The sequence below is a fragment of the endosymbiont of Ridgeia piscesae genome (assembly GCF_001443665.1).
Classification (GTDB): Bacteria; Pseudomonadota; Gammaproteobacteria; order Chromatiales; family Chromatiaceae; genus Endoriftia; species Endoriftia persephonae.
Window position 1 is genome coordinate 63106 of sequence record NZ_KQ557132.1, and the last position, 20096, is coordinate 83201.

The 20096-nt window shown below is 58.5% G+C and carries 15 protein-coding genes; 13 read left to right on the top strand and 2 right to left on the bottom strand.

Annotation, left to right across the window (positions count from 1 at the left end; translation table 11 throughout):
- Window positions 1-75: 75 nt before the first annotated feature.
- Window positions 76-405 carry a nitrite reductase small subunit NirD gene (nirD, locus tag Ga0074115_RS09935; RefSeq protein ID WP_057956062.1) on the bottom strand — a complete coding sequence of 110 codons (330 nt, stop codon included), beginning with the start codon at window positions 403-405 and terminating at the stop codon, window positions 76-78.
- Between the two features lie 11 nt (window positions 406-416).
- Window positions 417-2855, bottom strand: a complete 2439-nt coding sequence (gene nirB, locus Ga0074115_RS09940) for a nitrite reductase large subunit NirB (protein ID WP_060528473.1) — start codon at window positions 2853-2855, stop codon at window positions 417-419.
- Window positions 2856-3316: 461 nt separating this feature from the next.
- Between nirB and Ga0074115_RS09945 the strand changes: the two genes are divergently transcribed.
- From Ga0074115_RS09945 to Ga0074115_RS09995, 13 genes are all read left to right on the top strand, one after another.
- Window positions 3317-4783: a NarK family nitrate/nitrite MFS transporter gene (locus Ga0074115_RS09945; protein ID WP_057956658.1), complete on the top strand. Its 1467-nt coding sequence runs from the start codon at window positions 3317-3319 to the stop codon at window positions 4781-4783.
- A gap of 117 nt (window positions 4784-4900) precedes the next feature.
- Complete coding sequence (locus Ga0074115_RS16800; protein WP_232433032.1) at window positions 4901-5497, top strand: hypothetical protein; 597 nt, start codon at window positions 4901-4903, stop codon at window positions 5495-5497.
- The gene (locus Ga0074115_RS09950) at window positions 5380-6609 is read left to right on the top strand and encodes a bifunctional protein-serine/threonine kinase/phosphatase (RefSeq protein WP_232433033.1); all 1230 of its coding nucleotides are present in this window, start codon (window positions 5380-5382) and stop codon (window positions 6607-6609) included. The genes Ga0074115_RS16800 and Ga0074115_RS09950 overlap by 118 nt, the downstream gene beginning before the upstream one ends.
- A gap of 224 nt (window positions 6610-6833) precedes the next feature.
- On the top strand, window positions 6834-9218 hold the full coding sequence (locus Ga0074115_RS09955) for a c-type heme family protein (RefSeq protein WP_057956657.1): 2385 nt from the start codon (window positions 6834-6836) through the stop codon (window positions 9216-9218).
- Window positions 9219-9266: 48 nt separating this feature from the next.
- Window positions 9267-12542: a hybrid sensor histidine kinase/response regulator gene (locus Ga0074115_RS09960; RefSeq protein ID WP_232433034.1), complete on the top strand. Its 3276-nt coding sequence runs from the start codon at window positions 9267-9269 to the stop codon at window positions 12540-12542.
- 2 nt (window positions 12543-12544) lie between these two features.
- On the top strand, window positions 12545-12922 hold the full coding sequence (locus tag Ga0074115_RS09965; RefSeq protein WP_060528474.1) for a response regulator: 378 nt from the start codon (window positions 12545-12547) through the stop codon (window positions 12920-12922).
- Window positions 12923-12944: 22 nt separating this feature from the next.
- A complete protein-coding gene (locus tag Ga0074115_RS09970; protein WP_232433035.1) occupies window positions 12945-14141 on the top strand; it encodes a GGDEF/EAL domain-containing response regulator in 1197 nt (398 codons plus the stop codon).
- A gap of 71 nt (window positions 14142-14212) precedes the next feature.
- Window positions 14213-14389 carry a hypothetical protein gene (locus tag Ga0074115_RS16290; RefSeq protein WP_157292730.1) on the top strand — a complete coding sequence of 59 codons (177 nt, stop codon included), beginning with the start codon at window positions 14213-14215 and terminating at the stop codon, window positions 14387-14389.
- 91 nt (window positions 14390-14480) lie between these two features.
- A complete protein-coding gene (gene rsmA, locus Ga0074115_RS09975) occupies window positions 14481-15278 on the top strand; it encodes a 16S rRNA (adenine(1518)-N(6)/adenine(1519)-N(6))-dimethyltransferase RsmA (protein ID WP_057956654.1) in 798 nt (265 codons plus the stop codon).
- Between the two features lie 73 nt (window positions 15279-15351).
- Window positions 15352-15792, top strand: coding sequence for a VOC family protein (locus tag Ga0074115_RS09980; protein WP_057956653.1), 441 nt, complete (start codon window positions 15352-15354; stop codon window positions 15790-15792).
- 65 nt (window positions 15793-15857) lie between these two features.
- Window positions 15858-18251, top strand: coding sequence for an endopeptidase La (gene lon / locus Ga0074115_RS09985; RefSeq protein WP_057956652.1), 2394 nt, complete (start codon window positions 15858-15860; stop codon window positions 18249-18251).
- Window positions 18252-18357: 106 nt separating this feature from the next.
- A complete protein-coding gene (locus tag Ga0074115_RS09990; protein WP_057956651.1) occupies window positions 18358-19557 on the top strand; it encodes an NnrS family protein in 1200 nt (399 codons plus the stop codon).
- A 200-nt stretch (window positions 19558-19757) separates the two neighbouring features.
- Window positions 19758-20084, top strand: a complete 327-nt coding sequence (locus Ga0074115_RS09995) for a sulfur globule family protein (protein WP_005960935.1) — start codon at window positions 19758-19760, stop codon at window positions 20082-20084.
- Window positions 20085-20096: the final 12 nt, after the last annotated feature.

A 20096-nucleotide genomic window follows, 5' to 3' on the forward strand; every position in this document is an offset into this window, starting at 1 on the left:
CACTTCATAGGGCGAGCTGTGCCCGCCATAAGAGACTCGTGACGACCGCTTGTCGGGCACAGCCCGACCTGGCATTCATGCAGCGGCCTCTGACGGTTGTAGTTGCAGATAGACCAGGCCATCCTCAACCCGCACCGGGAAGACATTGGCACAGCCCTCATCCGGCCCCAGCGCCTCACCACTGGTCAGATCGATCCGCCAGTTGTGCAGCGGACAGGTGACGGAGGTGCCGTGCATGATGCCTTGCGACAGAGGGCCGTTCTTGTGCGGACAGGCATCGCGGATCGCATAGACCTGATCCTCACTCCCCCGGAACACAGCGATATCCATGTCACGGGTCTTGATCATGCGGGAGCCGAGCACCGGGATCTGCGCCAGCTCTACTACTTCAGTCCATTTGCTCATCGTCTTGCTCCTTACACTGCCAGTTGGATAGGGGTGAATTCGTTGGCCTGAGCACCATCGGCCCGCGCCTTCCAGGGATCGACCTGGGCATAGCGTTGGCTCAGTTTGAAGCGTTGGTAGAGGGTCTTGCGTCCCACCTCGTCTTCCAGGATGCGCTGCTTGATATAGCCCAGTCCCACGCGCTCGACCCAAGGGGCGGTACGTTCCAGATAGTGGGCCTGTTCGCGATAGAGCTGGGTGAAGGCGCCGCAGTACTCCAGCACCTCCTCTTCAGTCTTCACCCGGCACAGCAAGTCGGTGACGCGCACCTTGATACCGCCGTTGCCGCCGATGTGCAGCTCATAGCCGGAATCGACACAGACCACGCCGAAGTCCTTGATGGTGGCCTCGGCGCAGTTGCGCGGACAGCCGGAGACCGCCAGCTTGAACTTATGTGGCATCCAGGAGCCCCAGGTGAGCTCCTCCAGCTTGACACCCAGACCAGTGGAGTCCTGGGTGCCGAAGCGACACCAGGTCTTGCCGGCGCAGGTCTTCACCGTGCGCATCGCCTTGCCGTAGGCGTGGCCGGAGACAAAGCCCGCCTCCGAGAGATCCCGCCAGATCGCCGGCAGATCCTCTTTTTTTATGCCGAACAGGTCGATGCGCTGGCCACCGGTGACCTTCATCTCCGGCACCTCGAACTTGTCGCAGACATCGGCGATGGCGCGTAGATCCTTGGGGGTACAGAGGCCCCCAAACATCCGTGGCACCACCGAGTAGGTGCCGTCCTTCTGGATGTTGCCGTGGGCGCGCTCGTTGATGAAGCGTGACTGAAGGTCATCCTGGTATTCGTCGGGCCAGTTGGCCAGCAGGTAGTAGTTGAGGGCGGGACGGCAGCTAGCGCAGCCGTCCGGGGTTTTCCAATTGAGGTAGTCGAACAGCTGGCGCATCGACTTGAGTTGTTCTTTCTGGATCGCCTCCATCACCTCATCGTGACTCAGCTCCGTACAGCTGCACATCGCCTGCTTGTTCGGTGAGGCGTCGTAGCCTTCGCCGACGGTGCTGGCCAGTATCGCCTCCACCAGGCCGGTACAGGAGCCGCAGGAGGCGGAGGCCTTGGTATGGGCGCGCACCTCTTCGAGGGTGAACAGACCCTTGGTGCTGATGGCATTGACGATGTCGCCTTTACAGACGCCATTACAGCCACAGATCTCCGCGTCGTCGGAGAGCATCGCCACGCGAGTCTCATCGCCGTGACCCGCATCGCCTAGGTCATGTTGGCCGAACAGGATGGTGCTGCGGAGGCTGGAGATGTCGGTGGCCTCACGCAGTAGCTGGAAGTACCAGGTGCCATCCATGGTATCGCCATACATCACCGCGCCCTTGATCCGGTTGTCGCGAATCACCAGCTTCTTGTAGACGCCCTGGGCCGCATCCTGCAGCACCAGGGTCTCGTCACCCTCCTCCTCGTTGAACTCACCCACGGAGAAGAGGTCGATGCCAGTCACCTTCAGCTTGGTGGAGGTGACGGAACCTTCGTAACGGCCATAGCCGAGTTGAGCCAGATGGTTGGCGCAGACCTTGGCCTGCTCAAACAGAGGCGCCACCAGGCCGTAGCAATTGCCCCGGTGTTGTACGCACTCTCCCACTGAGTAGATTTTCGGATCAAAGGTCTGCATGGTGTCGTTGACCACGATGCCGCGCTCACAGTGGATGCCCGCCTGCTGCGCCAGCTCGATGTTGGGGCGGATACCCACCGCCATCACCACCAGGTCGGCCTCGACAGCAGAGCCATCGGCAAACTTCACGCCGGTGACCCGCTCGTCACCAAGGATCGCCTCGGTCTGCGCCTCCATCAGGAACTTCAGGCCCTTCTGCTCCAGGGATGCCTTCAGCAGGTTGGCCGCCGGCTTGTCAAGCTGGCGCTCCATCAGGGTATCCATCAGATGCACCACGGTGACATCCATACCGTTCTTCATCAGACCATTGGCTGCTTCCAGACCCAGCAAGCCGCCGCCGATCACGACTGCCTTTTCATGGCTGGCGGCGATTTCCAACATGATCTCTACATCTTTGATGTCGCGGAAACCGATCACCCCATGCAGGTCGGCGCCGGGCACAGGGATGATGAAGGGAGTGGAGCCGGTGGCGATCAGCAAACGATCGTAGGCGACCGACTTGCCCGATGCGCTCTTCACCTGACGCGCGACCCGGTCGATCTCCACCACCGGATCACCGGCGTGCAGGGTGATGCCGTTCTCGGTGTACCACTCACGGTTGTTGAGGACGATCTCGTCGAACATCTTCTCACCGGCCAATACCGGCGAGAGCATAATGCGGTTGTAGTTGGGGTGAGGTTCGTCACCGAATACGCTGATCTCGTATCTGCCCGCCTCTTCGAGTTTGAGCAACTCTTCCAGGGTGCGGATACCGGCCATACCGTTACCGATTAAAACCAACTTCTCTTTCATCTTTACCCTCTACATCTGGTCCTGAAGCGGAACATCACCGCTCTGCCTTCAGATCCTCTAAGCAAAGGCCATGCCAGAATCGAATATCGAGGTTTATCTCCTTATTTATCGGGCAACATCGATGCAATAGGAAAGCCAGCACAGAGTTGCCCCACCCATCCACGCACCACCCTGGTGCACTTACTGCCTTGTCTGCCCTGCAAAAAACCCTGGTGTTTTTGGTGAAGGGGCGGCGTCAAATTTGACTCCACCCTCTATAGAAAAGTCGGTGCCATTCGGGGCTGGGCGCGCTGTTCAAAAATAGAACATCACTGCTCCACCACGCACCGATTTCGAACTTCACAATAGGGCCTGGGTCGATAGAGACTCTATAATTTCCCGTACAGTTCAATAAGATATGATGGTGGCATGGATTTCGCGTATGAATAATATGTTTATCCAAGTAGCGTAGGACTTCACTCATGTCGGAAAGCAAGCTCAACCTTTTTTCTTTCACGGGAAAGGTAAAGACTCTCCATCTCACCTGGTTCGCCTTCTTCCTGACCTTCGTGGTCTGGTTCAACCACGCGCCGCTGATGGCCGCGATCCAAGAGGCCTTCGACCTGACCACGCAGGAAGTGAAGGCGCTATTGATCATCAACGTAGCGCTGACCATCCCGGCGCGGATCGTGATCGGTATGCTGGTGGACCGACTCGGCCCACGGATCATCTTCTCCTCACTGCTCCTCTCCTCCAGCTTCATCTGTTTCTGGTTCGCCATCGCGGACTCCTATACCGCTCTGCTGGCCAGCCGCTTTGTCCTGGGCTTCGTCGGTGCGGGCTTTGTCATCGGTATCCGCATGATCGGTGAGTGGTTTCCCGCCAAGCAGGTCGGTGTTGCTGAAGGTATCTATGGCGGCTGGGGTAACTTCGGTTCCGCCGCTGCAGCCATGATCCTGCCCACTCTGGCCCTGATGTTTGGTGGTGACGATGGCTGGCGCTATGCCGTCGCCGCCACCGGCGCGATCACCCTGGCCTACTCTTTCATCTACTACCGGTTAGCACGCAACACGCCGAAAGGCTCCACCTACTTCAAGCCGAAGAAGACCGGCGCCATGGAGGTGACCAGCAAGGGCGACTTTTTCTTCTATCTGCTGATGAATATCCCCATGTATGCGGCCCTGGCGGTGCTAACCTGGAAGCTGGGCCCGGACAACCTGAAGATCCTCGGCGCCAGCGCCGCCAACGCCATCTATATCGGCCTAGCTGCCCTTTATGCCTATCAGACCTCCCAGGTATGGCGCATCAACAAGCATGTCTTTAAGGAGGAGGTGCCGGAGATCCACCGCTACAAATTCAAGCAGGTGGCAATCCTCGATCTAGCCTACTTCGTGACCTTCGGTTCTGAGTTGGCGGTAGTCTCCATGCTGCCTCTCTTCTTTAAGGAGACTTTTGACCTGAGCATAGTGCAGGCAGGTCTGCTGGCATCTGGCTTTGCTTTTATGAATCTGGTGGCGCGTCCCAGTGGCGGCCTGTTCAGTGACAAGTTCGGTCGTCGCAAGATGCTCAGCCTGCTCATCACCGGCCTGGCCATCGGCTACTTCATTCTGGGTCAGATCACCTCAGGTTGGCCGCTTGCACTGGCAGTGATCGCCACCATGGCCTGCTCCTTCTTCGTCCAGGCAGGTGAAGGCGCGGTGTTCGCCATGGTACCCCTGGTCAAGCGCCGCATGACGGGACAGGTAGCCGGTATGGCCGGCGCCTACGGCAACGTGGGTGCGGTCACCTTCCTTACCATCTTCTCCTTTGTCTCACCCCAGATTTTCTTCCTGGTGATTGCTGGCGCAGCTGTCGTCTGCCTGCTGGCGGTTCAGTTCCTGGATGAACCCCAAGGCCACACCGCCGAGGTGATGGAGGACGGTAGCGTGCAGATGATCGAGGTGAGTTAAGCTGAAACGACTCAAACCATTGGGGGCTGAGGGGTCGGAGTCAAACCGCCTCCCAGCCCCCGCAACCCCACCGACCTCTTGCGGTTTGACTCCGCCCCCGGAAGTTAAAGTTAAGCGATGAGCACCAAACTCGAAATCGACTACGCTTTCCGCAGTGAGGCCGGTGTCAAACAGAATAATGATGACACCTGCAACGTCTGCATCCCCGAGGACAATCTGCTGCTGAGCAAGGGGATTGCCGCCGCCATCGCCGACGGGGTGAGCTCCAGCGAAGGTGGCGGGCGGGCCAGTCAGATCTGTGTCTCCGGGTTTCTCTCCGACTACTTCAGCACCCCCGAGTCGTGGAGCGTCAAGACCTCTGCCGGCAAGGTGCTGGGGGCGCTCAATCGCTGGCTCTACAGCCAAGGGCAGTCCGACTATGATTCGGCACGGGGCATGCTGACCACTTTCAGCGGCCTGGTACTCAAGTCGACCACCGCCCACATCTGCATATCGGTGACTCCCGTATCTATCGCTATCACAATGGCGACCTGGAGCAGATCACCCGCGACCATCGGGCCTGGGTCTCCAAGGAGAAAGAGTTCCTCTCCCGCGCCATGGGCGCCGACCCACACATCGACATCGACTACCATGCAGTCGCCGTGGATGAAGGCGACAGCTTTATCTTCACCAGCGACGGCATCCACGATTTCCTCACCCGCCGGGAGCTGCTGAAGATTCTCAACAGCAATAATTACAATCTGCAGGCCTGCGCCAATGCGCTGGTAGAGACAGCGCTGGAGAACGGCAGCACCGACAACGCCAGCTGCCAAATCATTCACCTGTTGAAACTCCCGCAGGAGACTGAGGCCGACATCTTCCAGCGGGTCTCAGATCTGCCATTTCCACCCGACCTTCAACCCGGCATGAAGATCGATGGCTACGAGATTCTGCGTGAGATGCACGCCAGCAAACGCAGCGAGGTGTTTCTCGCGCTGGATCTCGAATCAGGCGATAAGGTCGTACTGAAGACCCCGTCGGTCAACTATCGGGATGATGCAGACTACCTGGAGGGTTTTCTGCTTGAGGAGTGGGTGGGCCGACGTATCCGCAATGCCCATATCCTGCGCATTCTCGAACCCCGCAACCGCCGTTTCCTCTACAACATCAGTGAATACGTGGAGGGGCGCAGCCTAGGCCAATGGATCCAGGACAATGGCCCGGCGGACCTGCACCAGACCCGCGCCCTGGCGGAGCAAATCATCGACGGCCTGAGGGCGCTGCACCGTATGGAGATGTTTCATCAGGATCTGAAGCCGGACAACATCCTGATCGATAGCCACGGCACCGTGAAGCTGATCGACTTCGGCTCCACCCGGGTCGCAGGCATGGAGGAGATCGAGAGTGAGATCGACCACAGCGCGCCCCAAGGCACCCTCGATTATGCAGCGCCAGAATGTCTGCGCGGTGAGTCCTGCACCCATGCATCGGACCTCTACTCCCTCGGCGTCATCCTGTATGAGATGCTGACCGGGAAACTGCCCTATGGTGAGAACGACAGCCCCCATCTAAAACAGAGACTAAACTACCGTCCCGCGCGCCGTTACAATCCTGAGATCCCCGCCTGGGTGGATGCTGCACTTGAACGGGCGGTGCACCCACTTGCTTCAAAGCGCCACGAAACATTGTCAGAATTGCAACACGATCTGGCGCATCCCAACCCCATCTATCGTGAACAGGCAGAACTGCCGCTGCTGGAACGCAATCCTCTGCTCTTTTGGCAGACCCTTGCCGGATTGCTGCTGCTCATCAATCTACTGCTGCTCTATCTACTGATCAAACCTTGAGAGAGTTCACACAGCGGCAACCCAACAATATTTACCCGGCAAAATGGAGATAGGGCCTGTGGCCGCCGCGTGGCATCGATTGAAATCAAGGACAAGGATTATGTCGGGCACAGCCCAACCTATACATGTGCCTATTTAATTGCAGGGCCAACAGGGATCATTGTCCTGTTCCAACGGAGGATCTATTCTTTGAAAGGCCCAAAAGAATAACAGGCTCTTAAACAATGCGGCTCCAGTCAAAACTACTACTCTCTTTCGGTTCGGTGCTGATCGCTGCTTTTATCCTGGTAGAGATCATCGGCTACCAGCAGACCCACGAGAAGATGCTTGCGGGGCTGCGCCAGGATGCACGGGAGATCCGGGCTATCCTGATGGCCACCCGCCGGGTCTATCAGCATCAATTCGTCGACAGCGGCCTGCCACTGAACGAGAAGACCCTCGGCTTTCTGCCCGCCCACGCCTTGAGGCGGATCTCGGATGACTTTCGCAACTGGAGCAGCAGCGGGCTGAGCTTCAACAATGTCTCTGACCGCCCCCGCAACCCGAAGAACCAGGCGGATGCGATCGAGCTGGAGGCAATGGACTGGTTCCGCGACCACCCCAAACAGAAAGAGCGCCTGATCCCCTTCACGGACCAACAGGGTCAATCCTACTACCACTTCTCAAGCCCTATCTGGATCGAGGAGTACTGTCTGAAGTGCCATGGCGACAAAGACGCGGCGCCGGAGACCATCCGCGAGACCTACGCCACATCGTACAACTACCAACTGGGTGATCTGCGCGACCTGATGAGCATCAAGCTGCCTGCCCACTTCATCGAGGATGAGGTGCTGGCCCAACGCCTCAACGAGATGTGGGGCCACCTGCTCGCCTTTGCCCTGGCCTTTGGCTTCGGCGCCTGGCTGCTGCGCAGGCTGGTCATCCAGCGACTGACATTGCTCCAGTCGGCGGTGGGCGATCTCGCCAAAGGTGATTATGCCACCCGGGTGCCGGTTCAGGGACGGGACGAGTTATGTGAACTCGCCTCAGCCTTCAACACGATGGCAGAACAGCGCCAACAGGCCGAGTCATTGCGCCAGGAGAGCGAGCAACAGGTCCGGGATCTGCTCGATTCCACCGCCGAAGCAATCTACGGTGTGGACAATGAAGGGCGTTGCACCTTGACCAATCCGGCCTGTCTCCAGATGCTGGGGTATCCGGATGCCGGCGAGCTAATCGGCAAGGCGTTACATCCCCTGATCCATCACACCAAGGCGGACGGCACCCCGCATCCACTGGATGAGTGCCTTATCGACAAGGCCTGGCGTGATGGCCAGGCGACCCACACCGCCGAAGATATCTTCTGGCGCTCGGACGGCAGCAGTTTTCCGGTGGAGTTCTCCGCCTATCCGATCCGGCGTGACGGCGAGGTGGTGGGGGCGGTAGTGACCTTTCTCGATATCACCGAGCGGCTGCAGAATGAAGAGAGCCTACGCCGCGCCCAGAAGATGGAGGCGGTTGGCCAACTCACCGGCGGCATCGCCCACGACTTCAACAACCTGCTGGGCATCATGCTCGGCAATCTCGATTTCCTGCAACGCCTGGTGGCGGATGACGAGAAAGCCAGCAAACGGGTGCAGACCACCACCAAAGCAGCCCTGCGTGCGACGGACCTAACTAAACAACTACTCGGATTCTCAAGGCGCGAGTCGAAAAACATCACCGCCACCGACCTGAACCAGGTCATCCGGGGGATGAAGAATCTGATCGCCCGTTCGGTCACCCCGGAGGTAGAGGTGGAGGTCCAGCTGGCGGAGGGGCTCTGGCTGACCGAGATCGACCGGGGCGACCTGCAGGACGCCCTACTGAACCTGGTCCTCAATGCGCGGGACGCCATGCCCAACGGCGGCAAACTGACAATCGAGACCGCCAACCGGGTGCTCGATGCCATCTATGAAGAGCAGAATCCCATCGCCGATCAGGGCGACTATGTACAACTGGCCGTGAGCGACAATGGCAGCGGCATCCCCGCCGAGGCACTGGAGCATATCTTCGAGCCCTTCTTCACCACCAAACCTGAAGGTAAAGGCACCGGCCTGGGCATGAGCATGGTGTATGGTTTTACACAGCGCTCCAAAGGCTATATCAAAGCCTACTCCGAACCCGGCATCGGCACCACCGTCCGGCTCTATCTGCCCCGCTCAGGCGATCAGGTTCAGGAATCCACCCGTCCTACCGATAAAAAGACAGGATTGCCGAGGGGAAATGAGGTCATTCTGATCGTGGATGATGAAGCGGATCTTCTGGAGCTTGCCAAAGATCACCTTGAAACACTCGGTTACCACACAATTGTTGCGGAGAATGGCAAACAGGCGCTGCAAAAGCTGGCTGAAGCCGAACACATCGACCTGCTGTTCAGCGATGTGGTGATGCCAGGCGGCATCAACGGCTATGAACTGGCAGAGCAGGCAACAACCAAAAGGCCGGAGCTGAAGGTGCTGCTCACATCGGGTTTTACCAAGAAGGCGATAGCCAAAAATGGGCAGGCACAATTTTCCGCCACCCTGTTGAACAAACCCTACAGCAAGGCGGAACTAGCTTGGCGGGTACGGGAAACACTGGATGGTTGATCGGTTCGAATGCACCACAAACAGAGACACGACAGAAGTCATACGCAAGTGACAAAGACAAGCCACTCACCACTGCGCACAATCGTGATCGTGACCCTGATCGTGGTGGCTGCCATGGCCATCCTCGCCGCCTCATCAGGCGTTGCGCTCAGAATCGCAAACAAGAGCGCGCCCCTGATCGACGCCAGCATGGAGGTCAAATATGAGCTGAGTCTTTTTCATCTCTGGTTCGAGGAACTGGTCCAACAGGATCCGACTGTGGACAGGGAACAAGTCTGGCAACACCTCAACCAGGCACGCTGGTATGCCAATACCATGCTGCAGGGAGGAGAAAGCTCACATGTAAAGTTTCAGGCCCTCGATGACCCAGCCCTCCGCTCCATGATCCGCAACACACTGGATCAGATAGACCAGTTAGAATCGGTCGGGCTGGCGCGCCTTAAACGGGCTCAAAGCAGTCTGGCCGGGTCAAATCAGGACCAGCTCTTCGATAAGGTTTTCGCCGAGGCTCTCAAGATTGCCGATGATGTCGAGACGGCGGTTTATCGGAATATGGCCACCCAGATCAGACAGTTTGAACGTCTGGTCTATATCCTGGGGGCGGTGGTTATGCTGGTTGGACTGGCGGGCGGAATCCTGTTTTTCCTCATCGAGCGGCGGCGCAGATCCGACTACACCCTGCTGCAGGAGAGCGAAGCGCGTTTCCGCCGGCTGTTCGAAAACACAGCCGCCATCTCGGTTCAGGGGTATGACAGGAACCGTCGGGTCATCTATTGGAATCCCGCCAGCGAAACGCTCTATGGCTTTACGGCAGACGAGGCCATCGGCCAGCAACTGGAAGACCTCATCATTCCCGGCGAGATGCGCGAAGGGATGATAGCTGCTATCGACGCCTGGATGGACGACGGGACTGAAATCCCCTCGTCGGAGATGACCATGCGCAGAGCCGATGGATCGCCGGTACAGGTCTTCTCAAACCATGTCATGCTCCGGACCCATAACAATGAACCGGAGATGTACTGTATCGATATCGACCTGACCGAGCGCAAGCGGGCCGAGGCTCAGGCCCGTCAACACGAACTGGTATTGAATTCCGTATTCCAGGCTCTGCCTGACCTGTTCTTCCTGATGGACCAGGACGGCACCATACGAGACTACCGCGCCCCGCAGGCTGCTGATCTGTATGTACCGCCGGAAACCTTTCTTGGCAAGCGCATGCAGGATGTACTGCCACCAACGATAGCCGCCCAATTCAACGAGAACAGGGCCGTGGTGAGCGAACGCGGAGGTCTGACCACGTACGAATATACCTTGGAACTGCCGCATGGTCTCAGGCTGTTCGAGGCCCGGCTCAGCCAGTTGCCCGACAGCCCACAACTCATCGCCGTGATACGTGATATCACCGAGCGAAGGAGGGCGGAGGAGGCACTAGCCAAATCGGCCCAGGAGTGGACCCATGCCATGGACTTCTTCGAGGATGCCATCTACCTCATTGATCTCGATGACAAGCTGGTGCGAGCCAACCAGGCCTTTTACAAACTGACAGGACTTACCCCCGAGCTAGCAATCGGGATGGACATCACCTCGATCATCCACCCCCAGGGGGAAGCGGAGCCCTGCCCTGTCTGTGAGGCAAGAATCGCACGGAGCGACAAGTACATCACCATGGAGGCGCACCATCCCCATAACCCCACCGGCCGTCCCATCGAGGTGATGGTGCGCACTATCCGGGACGACACGGGCTCCCCCCTGGGTGTGCTCATGGGCATGCACGATCTGACTCGCGCCCGGCAGGCTCAGCAGGCCCTGCGCGAGAGCGAGGAGCGCTATCGCACGATCTTTGAAGGCGCGCCCGAGGGTGTCTGGTTGATCGGGCCTGACCATCGAACCCTTGAGGTGAATCAGCGCTTGTGCGAAATGCTGGGTTATCGAGCGGACGAGATGATTGGAAGAACACCCCTGGATTTCGCTGATGAAGAGAATCAGAAGATTTTCAGGGGACAGGCAGCAAAAATAGAGACAACCGACAGACGCAACTATGAGGTCGAGCTGCGTCACAGAGATGGCCACAACATCCCGGCCCATTTCAACGCCATCACCTTACACACAGACAAAGGCGGTGTTTTGGCGTCAGTGGCATTTGTTACTGATCTGACGGAGCAGAAAATAACGGAACAGGCCCTGCGCCGTGCCCAGAAGATGGACGCCATCGGTCAGCTCACTGGCGGCATCGCCCACGACTTCAATAATCTGCTCGGCATCATTATCGGCAATCTCGACTTCCTCAAACGCCTGTTGCCGGAAGACGACAAATCCCTCAAGCGGGTGGAGTCTGCATCAAAGGCCGCCCTGCGCGCCGCCGATCTGACCCGACAACTGCTGGGCTTTTCACGCAAGCAGGCTCAGGAGGCTCGTCCCACCAACATCAACCAGGTGATACGGGACATGGACAGCCTGATCGCTCGCTCAGTTACCCCAGAGGTGGAGGTGGAACTCCAGCTGGCTGATCAGCCTTGGCTGACCCGCATCGATCCCGGTGATCTCGAAGATGCCCTGCTGAACCTGATCCTCAACGCCCGGGACGCCATGCCACAGGGTGGCAAACTCACCATTGAGACCGCCAACCAGAGACTGGACAAAACCTATGCCGGGTTAAACCCAGCAATCACTCCCGGCGACTATCTGCAACTGGCGGTGAGCGATACCGGTAGCGGCATTCCAAAAGAGATCCTCGAGCAGATCTTCGAACCCTTTTTCACCACCAAACCATCAGATAAAGGCACTGGCCTGGGCCTGAGCATGGTGTACGGATTTGCCCGACGATCCAACGGTTACGTCAAGGCCTATTCCGAACCTGGGATCGGCACCACCATCCGGATCTATCTGCCCCGAAGCATTGAAAAGAGCGAGATGATCCCTCAGACGTCCATATCGGAAACCCGCCTCACTCCAGGGCACGGAACTATCCTTGTGGTCGATGACGAAGACAACCTACTCGATCTGGCCAAGGACTACCTGGAAGAGACAGGGTACAAAGTCCATACCGCAACCAGAGCTACAGAAGCCCTTGCGCTCCTCGAATCCGAGGACGATATCAACCTGCTGTTCAGTGATGTGGTGATGCCCGGCGGTATGAACGGTTACGAACTGGCGGAACAGGCCTATAAACTTTACCCCAACCTCAAGATCTTGCTCACATCGGGCTTTACCAAGAAGGTGGCCGCCAGACATAGTCAGGCACATTTTGCCGCCAATCTGCTTTCAAAGCCCTACAGCAGAGATGATCTGATAAAGCGGATTCAAGATGTACTGGATGGAGAATAATAATGGACAAACCACGTCTGATTGCCGTTGACGATGAATTGGAGATGGCCGCCATGATTGCAGAAATCGCCGAGATGGCAGGATTTGAGTCGGAGGTGTCTAGCAGCGCAAAGGCGCTTCTGGATGCGGAAGCCGAATGCCGCCATGATGTGATCGTGATCGATCTGTTCATGCCAGATACCGACGGCTTTGAACTGATCAATGCGCTGGCCAATCGGGGGTGCACCGCCACCATCATCATGGTCAGTGGATACGATAAGACCCTGCTCAAGGGCGCAGGCAAGATTGCCGAGGCAAATGGACTGAATCTGCTGGGCACACTCACCAAACCCTTTCGTCTGGATGATGTCGAGGCGCTGTTGCGCAAGGCAATTGACTGAAAGGGGCACTGGGACTTTGGCCATGGCTGACAAGAGAAAATTGCTGGTAATCGATGATGAACCAGATATCGGCGCCTTTGTGCGTGATGTCGCCCTGGATGTTGGCTACGATGCGGTTGCCGCTCACCTGCCCGGCAGCTTCGAGCAGATCTACTCGGACGACCTCGATGTCATCGTGCTGGATCTGATCATGCCCGGACGTGACGGGGTGGAACTCCTGCGCATCATGGCCGAGCAGAGGGCAAACGCCTCGATCATACTGATCAGCGGCTACGACACAGGTGTACTTCACTCGGCGCAGAAACTGGCATCCGAGCAAGGTCTGCATGTCGTCGGCACCTTGACCAAGCCGATTCGCTACACGGAACTGGAGGAGATGCTTAACACCATAGCATTCCCGCCTCGAAACAAACCGTTCGATGCAATCGAATTCCTAGAGTTACCCACCGAACAGGAACTGCATCTGGCCCTCAGCAATGGCGAGTTGGAGCCCTTTTTTCAGCCACAACTGAGGTTTTCCAACAACTCACTGATTGGAGTCGAGGCCCTGATTCGCTGGCGCCATCCAGACCGCGGACTGCTCGGGCCGAATATCATCATCCCTCTGGCGGAACAGTCCGGCTTGATGGATAAACTCGCTGCCGAGGTGCTTCAGCAATCGTTCAAACAGGCCGCTGAGTGGCTGCGCGCCGGCCTGAAGACACGCGTTGCCATCAACATGGCACCCTGTAACTTCAAAGATCTCGACCTACCGGAATGGATGGATGAAAAGATCAGGCAGTATGGCCTAGGGCCGGACCAGATCACCCTGGAGGTCACCGAAACCACCCTGATGCAGGAGTTGATAAAATCCCTCGACATCCTGACCCGACTGAGAATGAAGCAGGTCAAACTCTCGATCGATGACTTCGGCACCGGTTATTCATCGCTGGTGCAGCTACACCGCATCCCGTTTTCTGAGATTAAAATCGACAAATCCTTTGTCATGCGTGCCACTGCCGACAAGGAGGCACTGGCCATCGTCAAGATGACCATCCTGCTGGGCCACGAACTGGGCATGAAGGTGGTTGGTGAAGGTATCGAGGACCAGGCGACCTGGGACCTTCTGGCAGGCCTTGGCTGCGATGTCGCGCAAGGCTACTTCATTGCCAAACCGATGCCTGGCTGGCAATTGCTTGAATGGGCCATGAAACAGAATAAATCAAACCTGAATCATTGAGTTTTTTCGAAACGATTCACTGAAAGATTCAACGTGACATTGTTTGTCATATTTTACCGATGTAACAATCGATGAGCTTTCTGTTCGCACCCAACATCACACTGATCAACACCGCCAACCTGCTGGTGGATGCCCTCACCGCATACGGCATAGCCCCGTCCAACTTTTTGCATCAACCTGGGGTCCAACTGGGGCAGTATACCGACCCCAACGGTCGTGTCCCGGTCGCCCTGATGCAGCGCGGCTGAAGGCTGGCAGTCGAACTGAGCGGCGATCCCTTCGGCAAATTTGCTGGTATCGTTTATCTAGCAAAAACAACAACGGCAAAAAGGTACCCCAGTGACCCACAAAGCTAGAAAAAGATTCGGCCAAAACTTCCTGCACGATCCGGGCATCATCCAGCGCATCATTGATGCGATCGCCCCACACCCAGACGACAACCTGGTGGAGATCGGCCCAGGCCAGGGCGCAATCACCCGCGAATTGCTGCGGCGCTGCGGAGCGCTGCAGGTGGTGGAGCTGGACCGGGATCTGATCGGCCCGCTGGCCGATAGCTGTGCGACGCTGGGCGAGCTGACGATCCACAACGCCGATGCGTTGAAGTTCGACTTCACTGCCCTGGCCAGCCCCGAGCTGCCATTGCGGGTAGTAGGCAACCTGCCTTACAACATCTCCACCCCGCTATTGTTTCATCTGCTGAGCCAGGCGGCGCAGATCAACGATATGCACTTCATGCTGCAGAAGGAGGTGGTGGAACGCATGGCCGCCGGGCCAGGCTCCAAGACCTATGGCCGCCTTTCTGTGATGCTGCAGGCAAAGTGTCGTGTCACCCCCCTGTTTCTGATCGGTCCCGGCGCCTTCAATCCGCCACCTAAGGTCGACTCCGCATTTGTCCGTCTCGAACCATTCAGTGAACCACCGCTGGCTATCGAGGACCAGGTCCTGTTCGCCCAGCTAGTCGCCCAGGCCTTCTCCCAGCGGCGCAAAACCCTGCGCAACAGCCTGCGCAACTGGCTCACGGCGGGGCAAATCGAAGCCGCCAGCGTCGACCCAACCACCCGACCAGAGCAACTTTCACTGGAAGCCTTCGTGGCTCTTGCCAATCTCGCTTGTAAAGCAGAGCGCCCGCCCCAATAGATTTACAGATGCCGCTTCGAAATGTGGCGACGTTGACATGACCGGTTAGCCACATAATCGTGGGAGATGCGAGATGCCCAACAATCCGCCAGAGCAAATGCCGAGAGTGACGCCCTACCTCTTCTACAATGACCCCGGCGCCGCCCTGGAGTGGCTCGCCCGGGTGTTTGGCTTTGAGAAACGTCTTGAGATGCCCGCCCCCGACGGCAGCATCGCCCATGCCGAGATGCAGTACCAGGACGGCGTCATTATGCTCGGCCCCGCCAGCCAGGAACGCGGAGGCTACAGCCCGGCCGGGCTCACCGGCGTCACCCAGAGCCTCTATATCTATGTGGATGACGTGGAGGCCCACTACGTCCACGCCAAGACCGCCGGCGCAGAAAAGATCACGGAACCGATGGATATGTTCTGGGGCGACCGGATGTACACTGCCGAAGATCTGGAGGGTCATCAATGGAGCTTTGCCGAGCACATCAAGGATATCGCACCTGAAGATATGCAACCGACCTTCTGATCAATCAAAACCGGCAGATCACGCCAAGCTCTGGCGTCATCTGCCACAGCAGCACAGCAATCACTATGCCTAAATCCCCCAGCAACGCTGATGACAATATCGAGTTGGCAAACGAGCAGCCCCTAGCGCGCCCCAACGAGCTGCTCCCCGCCACCATCCACCTGTTGCCGGTCACCACCCGCCCCTTCTTTCCCGGCCAGGTGGTACCGCTATTGATGGAGGCCGCCCACTGGACCTCGACCATGCATGCGGTGGGCAAGACCGAACAGAAGATCCTCGGCGTGGTGCTGGCCCGCTCAGCCAACGCCGAGGTCACCACGCCAGATCAGTTCTCCACCGTCGGCACCGCCTGCCGTATCCACCGGGTGCAGGAGTCGGAGGGGCGGCTGCAGATCCTGGTGGAGTGTCTGCAGCGCTTCCGCATCGAGAACTTTCTCAGCAGCGAGGCACCGTTTCGCGTCCAGGTGCACTACCTGCCGGAGCCAGGCAAACAGCCCAACGATGAGATCAAAGCCTACGGCATCGCCATCATCAACACTATCAAAGAGCTGCTGCCACTCAACCCACTCTACGCCGAGGAGCTGCGAGTGTTTCTCGAACGCTTCGGCCCGGACGACCCTTCCCACCTGACCGACTTCGCCGCCAGCCTCACCACCTCCGACAAGCTGCAGCTACAGAAGGTGCTCGAGAGCGTCGAGCTATTGCCGCGCATGGAGAAGGTACTGGAGCTGCTGCACCAGGAATTGGAGCTCGCCAAGGCCCAGGCGGAGATCCGCAAGAGCGTCGAAGAGCGCATGCAGACCCAGCAGCGCGAGTTCTTCCTGCACGAGCAGCTGAAGGTGATCCAGCAGGAGCTGGGCATAGAGAAGGATGACCGCACCGCCGAGCTGGAGAAATTCCAGCAGCGACTGGAGAAGCTGAAGCTGACCGAGCAGGCCGCCGCCCGGGTCGAAGAGGAGATGGGCAAACTGGCGGTGCTTGAGACCGGCTCACCGGAGTATTCGGTGACCCGCAACTACCTCGACTGGATCAGCCTGCTGCCCTGGGGCGTCGACTCCCAGGACAAACTCGATCTGGGCTTCGCCCGCAAGACCCTCGACAAGGACCACTACGGTCTCAGCGATGTGAAGGAACGCATCCTCGAGTTCCTCGCGCTGGGCATCATGAAGGGGCAGATCGCCGGCTCGATCATCCTGCTGGTAGGCCCACCCGGGGTTGGCAAGACCTCCATCGGCCACTCCGTCGCCGAGGCGCTGGGACGCAAGTTTTTCCGCTTCTCAGTGGGCGGCATCCGCGACGAGGCGGAGATCAAAGGCCATCGCCGCACCTACATCGGCGCGATGCCCGGCAAGTTCATTCAGGCAATGAAGGAGGTGGGCACCGAGAACCCGGTGATCATGCTCGACGAGATCGACAAGGTCGGCGCCAGCTACCAGGGCGATCCCGCCTCGGCGCTGCTCGAAGTGCTCGACCCGGAGCAAAACTCCGACTTTCTCGACCACTATCTGGATCTGCGCTTCGACCTCTCCAAGGTGCTCTTCATCTGCACCGCCAACCAGCTCGACACCATCCCGCGGCCGCTGCTCGATCGCATGGAGCTGATCTCACTCTCCGGCTACATCACCAGCGAGAAACTGCAGATTGCCCGCAAATATCTGCTGCCGCGCCAACTCGAGCGGGCTGGCTTGAAACGCCGTGACATCAAGCTCGGCAGCCCGGCGATCCGCGCCATCATCGAGGGTTACGCCCGCGACGCCGGAGTACGCCGGCTAGAGAAAGAGCTCGGCAAGATCGTGCGCAAGTCGGTGGTAAAAATCCTCGAGGGCACGCCACGCCCGATCGAGATCGGGCCGGATGAACTGGCGGAGTACCTCGGCGGCCCGCTGTTCCGCGACGAGCGCAACCTGAGCGGCGCCGGCGTCGTCACCGGTCTGGCCTGGACCGCGATGGGCGGCACCACCCTCAGTGTGGAGGCGGTCAGGACCCACGAGTTCAACCGCGGTTTCAAGCTCACCGGCCAGCTCGGCGACGTAATGCGCGAATCAGCGGAGATCGCCTATGGCTATCTGGTCAGCCATGCAAAAGCCTTCGGCGTCGCCCCCGACTTCTTCAAGACCGCATTCATCCACCTGCATGTGCCGGCCGGGGCGACCCCCAAGGACGGCCCCTCCGCCGGCATCACCATGGCCTCCGCGCTGCTCTCACTAGCGCGCGGTCGGCCAGTGCGCCACATCGCCATGACCGGCGAGCTGACCCTCACCGGGCAGATCTTTCCGGTGGGCGGTATCCGCGAGAAGGTGATCGCGGCGCGCCGTGCCGGTATCCGCGAGCTGATCCTGCCGGCCGACAACCGCAGCGACTTCGACGAGGTGCCGGAGCATATCCGCAAGGGGCTGAAGGTCCACTTTGCCAGCACCTACGAAGAGGTGATTCCCCACTTGTTCCGCGGCAAACCCTGAAATCCACCGGGTCTTGGCCTCTGTCTGTTTGATGGGAGTCAATGCCTCAGCGCATACCGACTCCTATGCTTGCGCTCCCAATCCGATTGGCGATGAGAATAGTTAAATGGCAGTGATCCCCCTGGGCGAACGTCCCCCCCGCAACGAACCACAGCAGGGCATAGTCCCGTTCGCATTGGGCTTCCGGCCCTTTTTTCTAATGGCGGCGCTTGCTGCGATCACTCTGTTGCCATTGTGGCTCGCCACTTGGCTGGGCACCCTCCCCCCTTCCGCCTACTACGGCCCGATTACCTGGCACAGTCATGAGATGCTATTCGGCTACAGTGGAGCGGTGATCGCCGGCTTCCTGCTCACTGCAGTGCGCAACTGGACTGGCATCGATACGCTCACCGGGAGACCACTGGCGGCACTCACACTGGTGTGGCTGGCCGCACGTATCGCATCCTTCATCCCAGGGCTACCCGGAGCCGTAATCGCTGGGCTCGACCTGCTGTTCCTGCCGCTCTTCATGTGGGCCCTCTACCAGCCGCTGATGCGGGCGCAGAATCGCCGCAATCGACTGTTTCTGCCACTACTCGGGCTGATGCTGCTGGCCGATCTGCTGATCCACATGGAGCTACTGGGGCTACCCGGCAGCATCGCCCGTGGCACCGATCTGATGCTCAACAGCGTGCTGCTGTTACTGATCTGGGTGAGCGGGCGAGTGCTACCCTTTTTCACCGAGAAGGCGGTCGCTGAGGCACGGCCTCGCGACAATCAGCGCCGCGAGCAATTCGTATTCGCCTCAGCCGGCCTGTGGATACTGCTCAATCTGCTCTGGCCCCAACCGCTGCTGTTGGCGGCGAGTGCGCTGTTGGTGGCAGGCGCTCAGGCCTGGCGCTGGCGCGACTGGCACCATCTACAAGTCTGGCGGATACCGATCCTGGCGGTGCTGTTTAGCGGCCTTGGCTGGATCATCCTCGGTTTCCTGCTGCAGACGTTTGCCGCACTCGGTCTGTTCCCTGACAATCTGGCGCGGCACGCCCTCACCGTAGGCGGGGTTGGCATCCTGACCCTCGGCATGATGGCACGGGTCTCGCTGGGCCATACCGGTCGCGAGCTGCTTGCCCCGGGCACCGCCGTCTGGGCATTTGCGCTGCTCAATCTCGGCGCAATCATCCGGGTTTTTATGCCGGCTATTGTGCCCTCCAGTTACACGCTGTGGATCACCCTGTCAGGCACACTCTGGACCATCAGCTTCCTGCTGTTCGCTATTACCTACCTGCCGATCCTGTTGCGACCACGTATCGACGGGCGTCCCGGCTAGAAAAGAGGTGTTACGCTCTGCTCTTGCGGTCTGAAGTACCACTTCACCCATAGAGAATGGATTAGAAAGTAAATTCTTATCGCGGGAAAAAATATTTGACAATTTCATTATTTACTAATATTCTTGCGCACCTATGAAGGCACGCAGTATCCGCTTTCACTAGTTTTGAGACTCATCACCAACCTACTAAGGATACACAGATGAAAAAGATCGTTAAGATTGCTTCCGTTGCTGCTCTGCTCGTTGCTTCCGCTTCCGCTTCCGCTTGGTGGGGTGGCCCTTGGAACAACAGTGGTTGGAACGACAACAACTGGATGGGTGATGGCGCCGGCGACGGTTCTTTCAATTTCAACATGAGCGGCAGCGCCCGTGGCAACGGTTACGGTAACGGCTACAACCGTTACAACGGCTACAACGGTTACGGCTACCCCTACTACGGTGCTCCCTATGGCGCCCCTTACGGTGCTCCGGTTGCCCCTTACGGCGCTCCCGTTGCTCCTCAGGCTCCGGCAGCCCCGGCCAAGTAATCACCTTGGTGA

What these genes read in the sequence shown, in the direction of transcription:
- nirD (WP_057956062.1), bottom strand. Translation starts at nt 405, where the DNA reads ATGAGCAAATGGACTGAAGTAGTAGAGCTGGCGCAGATCCCGGTGCTC.
- nirB (WP_060528473.1), bottom strand. Translation starts at nt 2,855, where the DNA reads ATGAAAGAGAAGTTGGTTTTAATCGGTAACGGTATGGCCGGTATCCGC.
- Ga0074115_RS09945 (WP_057956658.1), top strand. Translation starts at nt 3,317, where the DNA reads ATGTCGGAAAGCAAGCTCAACCTTTTTTCTTTCACGGGAAAGGTAAAG.
- Ga0074115_RS16800 (WP_232433032.1), top strand. Translation starts at nt 4,901, where the DNA reads ATGAGCACCAAACTCGAAATCGACTACGCTTTCCGCAGTGAGGCCGGT.
- Ga0074115_RS09950 (WP_232433033.1), top strand. Translation starts at nt 5,380, where the DNA reads ATGGGCGCCGACCCACACATCGACATCGACTACCATGCAGTCGCCGTG.
- Ga0074115_RS09955 (WP_057956657.1), top strand. Translation starts at nt 6,834, where the DNA reads ATGCGGCTCCAGTCAAAACTACTACTCTCTTTCGGTTCGGTGCTGATC.
- Ga0074115_RS09965 (WP_060528474.1), top strand. Translation starts at nt 12,545, where the DNA reads ATGGACAAACCACGTCTGATTGCCGTTGACGATGAATTGGAGATGGCC.
- Ga0074115_RS09970 (WP_232433035.1), top strand. Translation starts at nt 12,945, where the DNA reads ATGGCTGACAAGAGAAAATTGCTGGTAATCGATGATGAACCAGATATC.
- Ga0074115_RS16290 (WP_157292730.1), top strand. Translation starts at nt 14,213, where the DNA reads ATGAGCTTTCTGTTCGCACCCAACATCACACTGATCAACACCGCCAAC.
- Ga0074115_RS09980 (WP_057956653.1), top strand. Translation starts at nt 15,352, where the DNA reads ATGCCCAACAATCCGCCAGAGCAAATGCCGAGAGTGACGCCCTACCTC.
- lon (WP_057956652.1), top strand. Translation starts at nt 15,858, where the DNA reads ATGCCTAAATCCCCCAGCAACGCTGATGACAATATCGAGTTGGCAAAC.
- Ga0074115_RS09990 (WP_057956651.1), top strand. Translation starts at nt 18,358, where the DNA reads ATGGCAGTGATCCCCCTGGGCGAACGTCCCCCCCGCAACGAACCACAG.
- Ga0074115_RS09995 (WP_005960935.1), top strand. Translation starts at nt 19,758, where the DNA reads ATGAAAAAGATCGTTAAGATTGCTTCCGTTGCTGCTCTGCTCGTTGCT.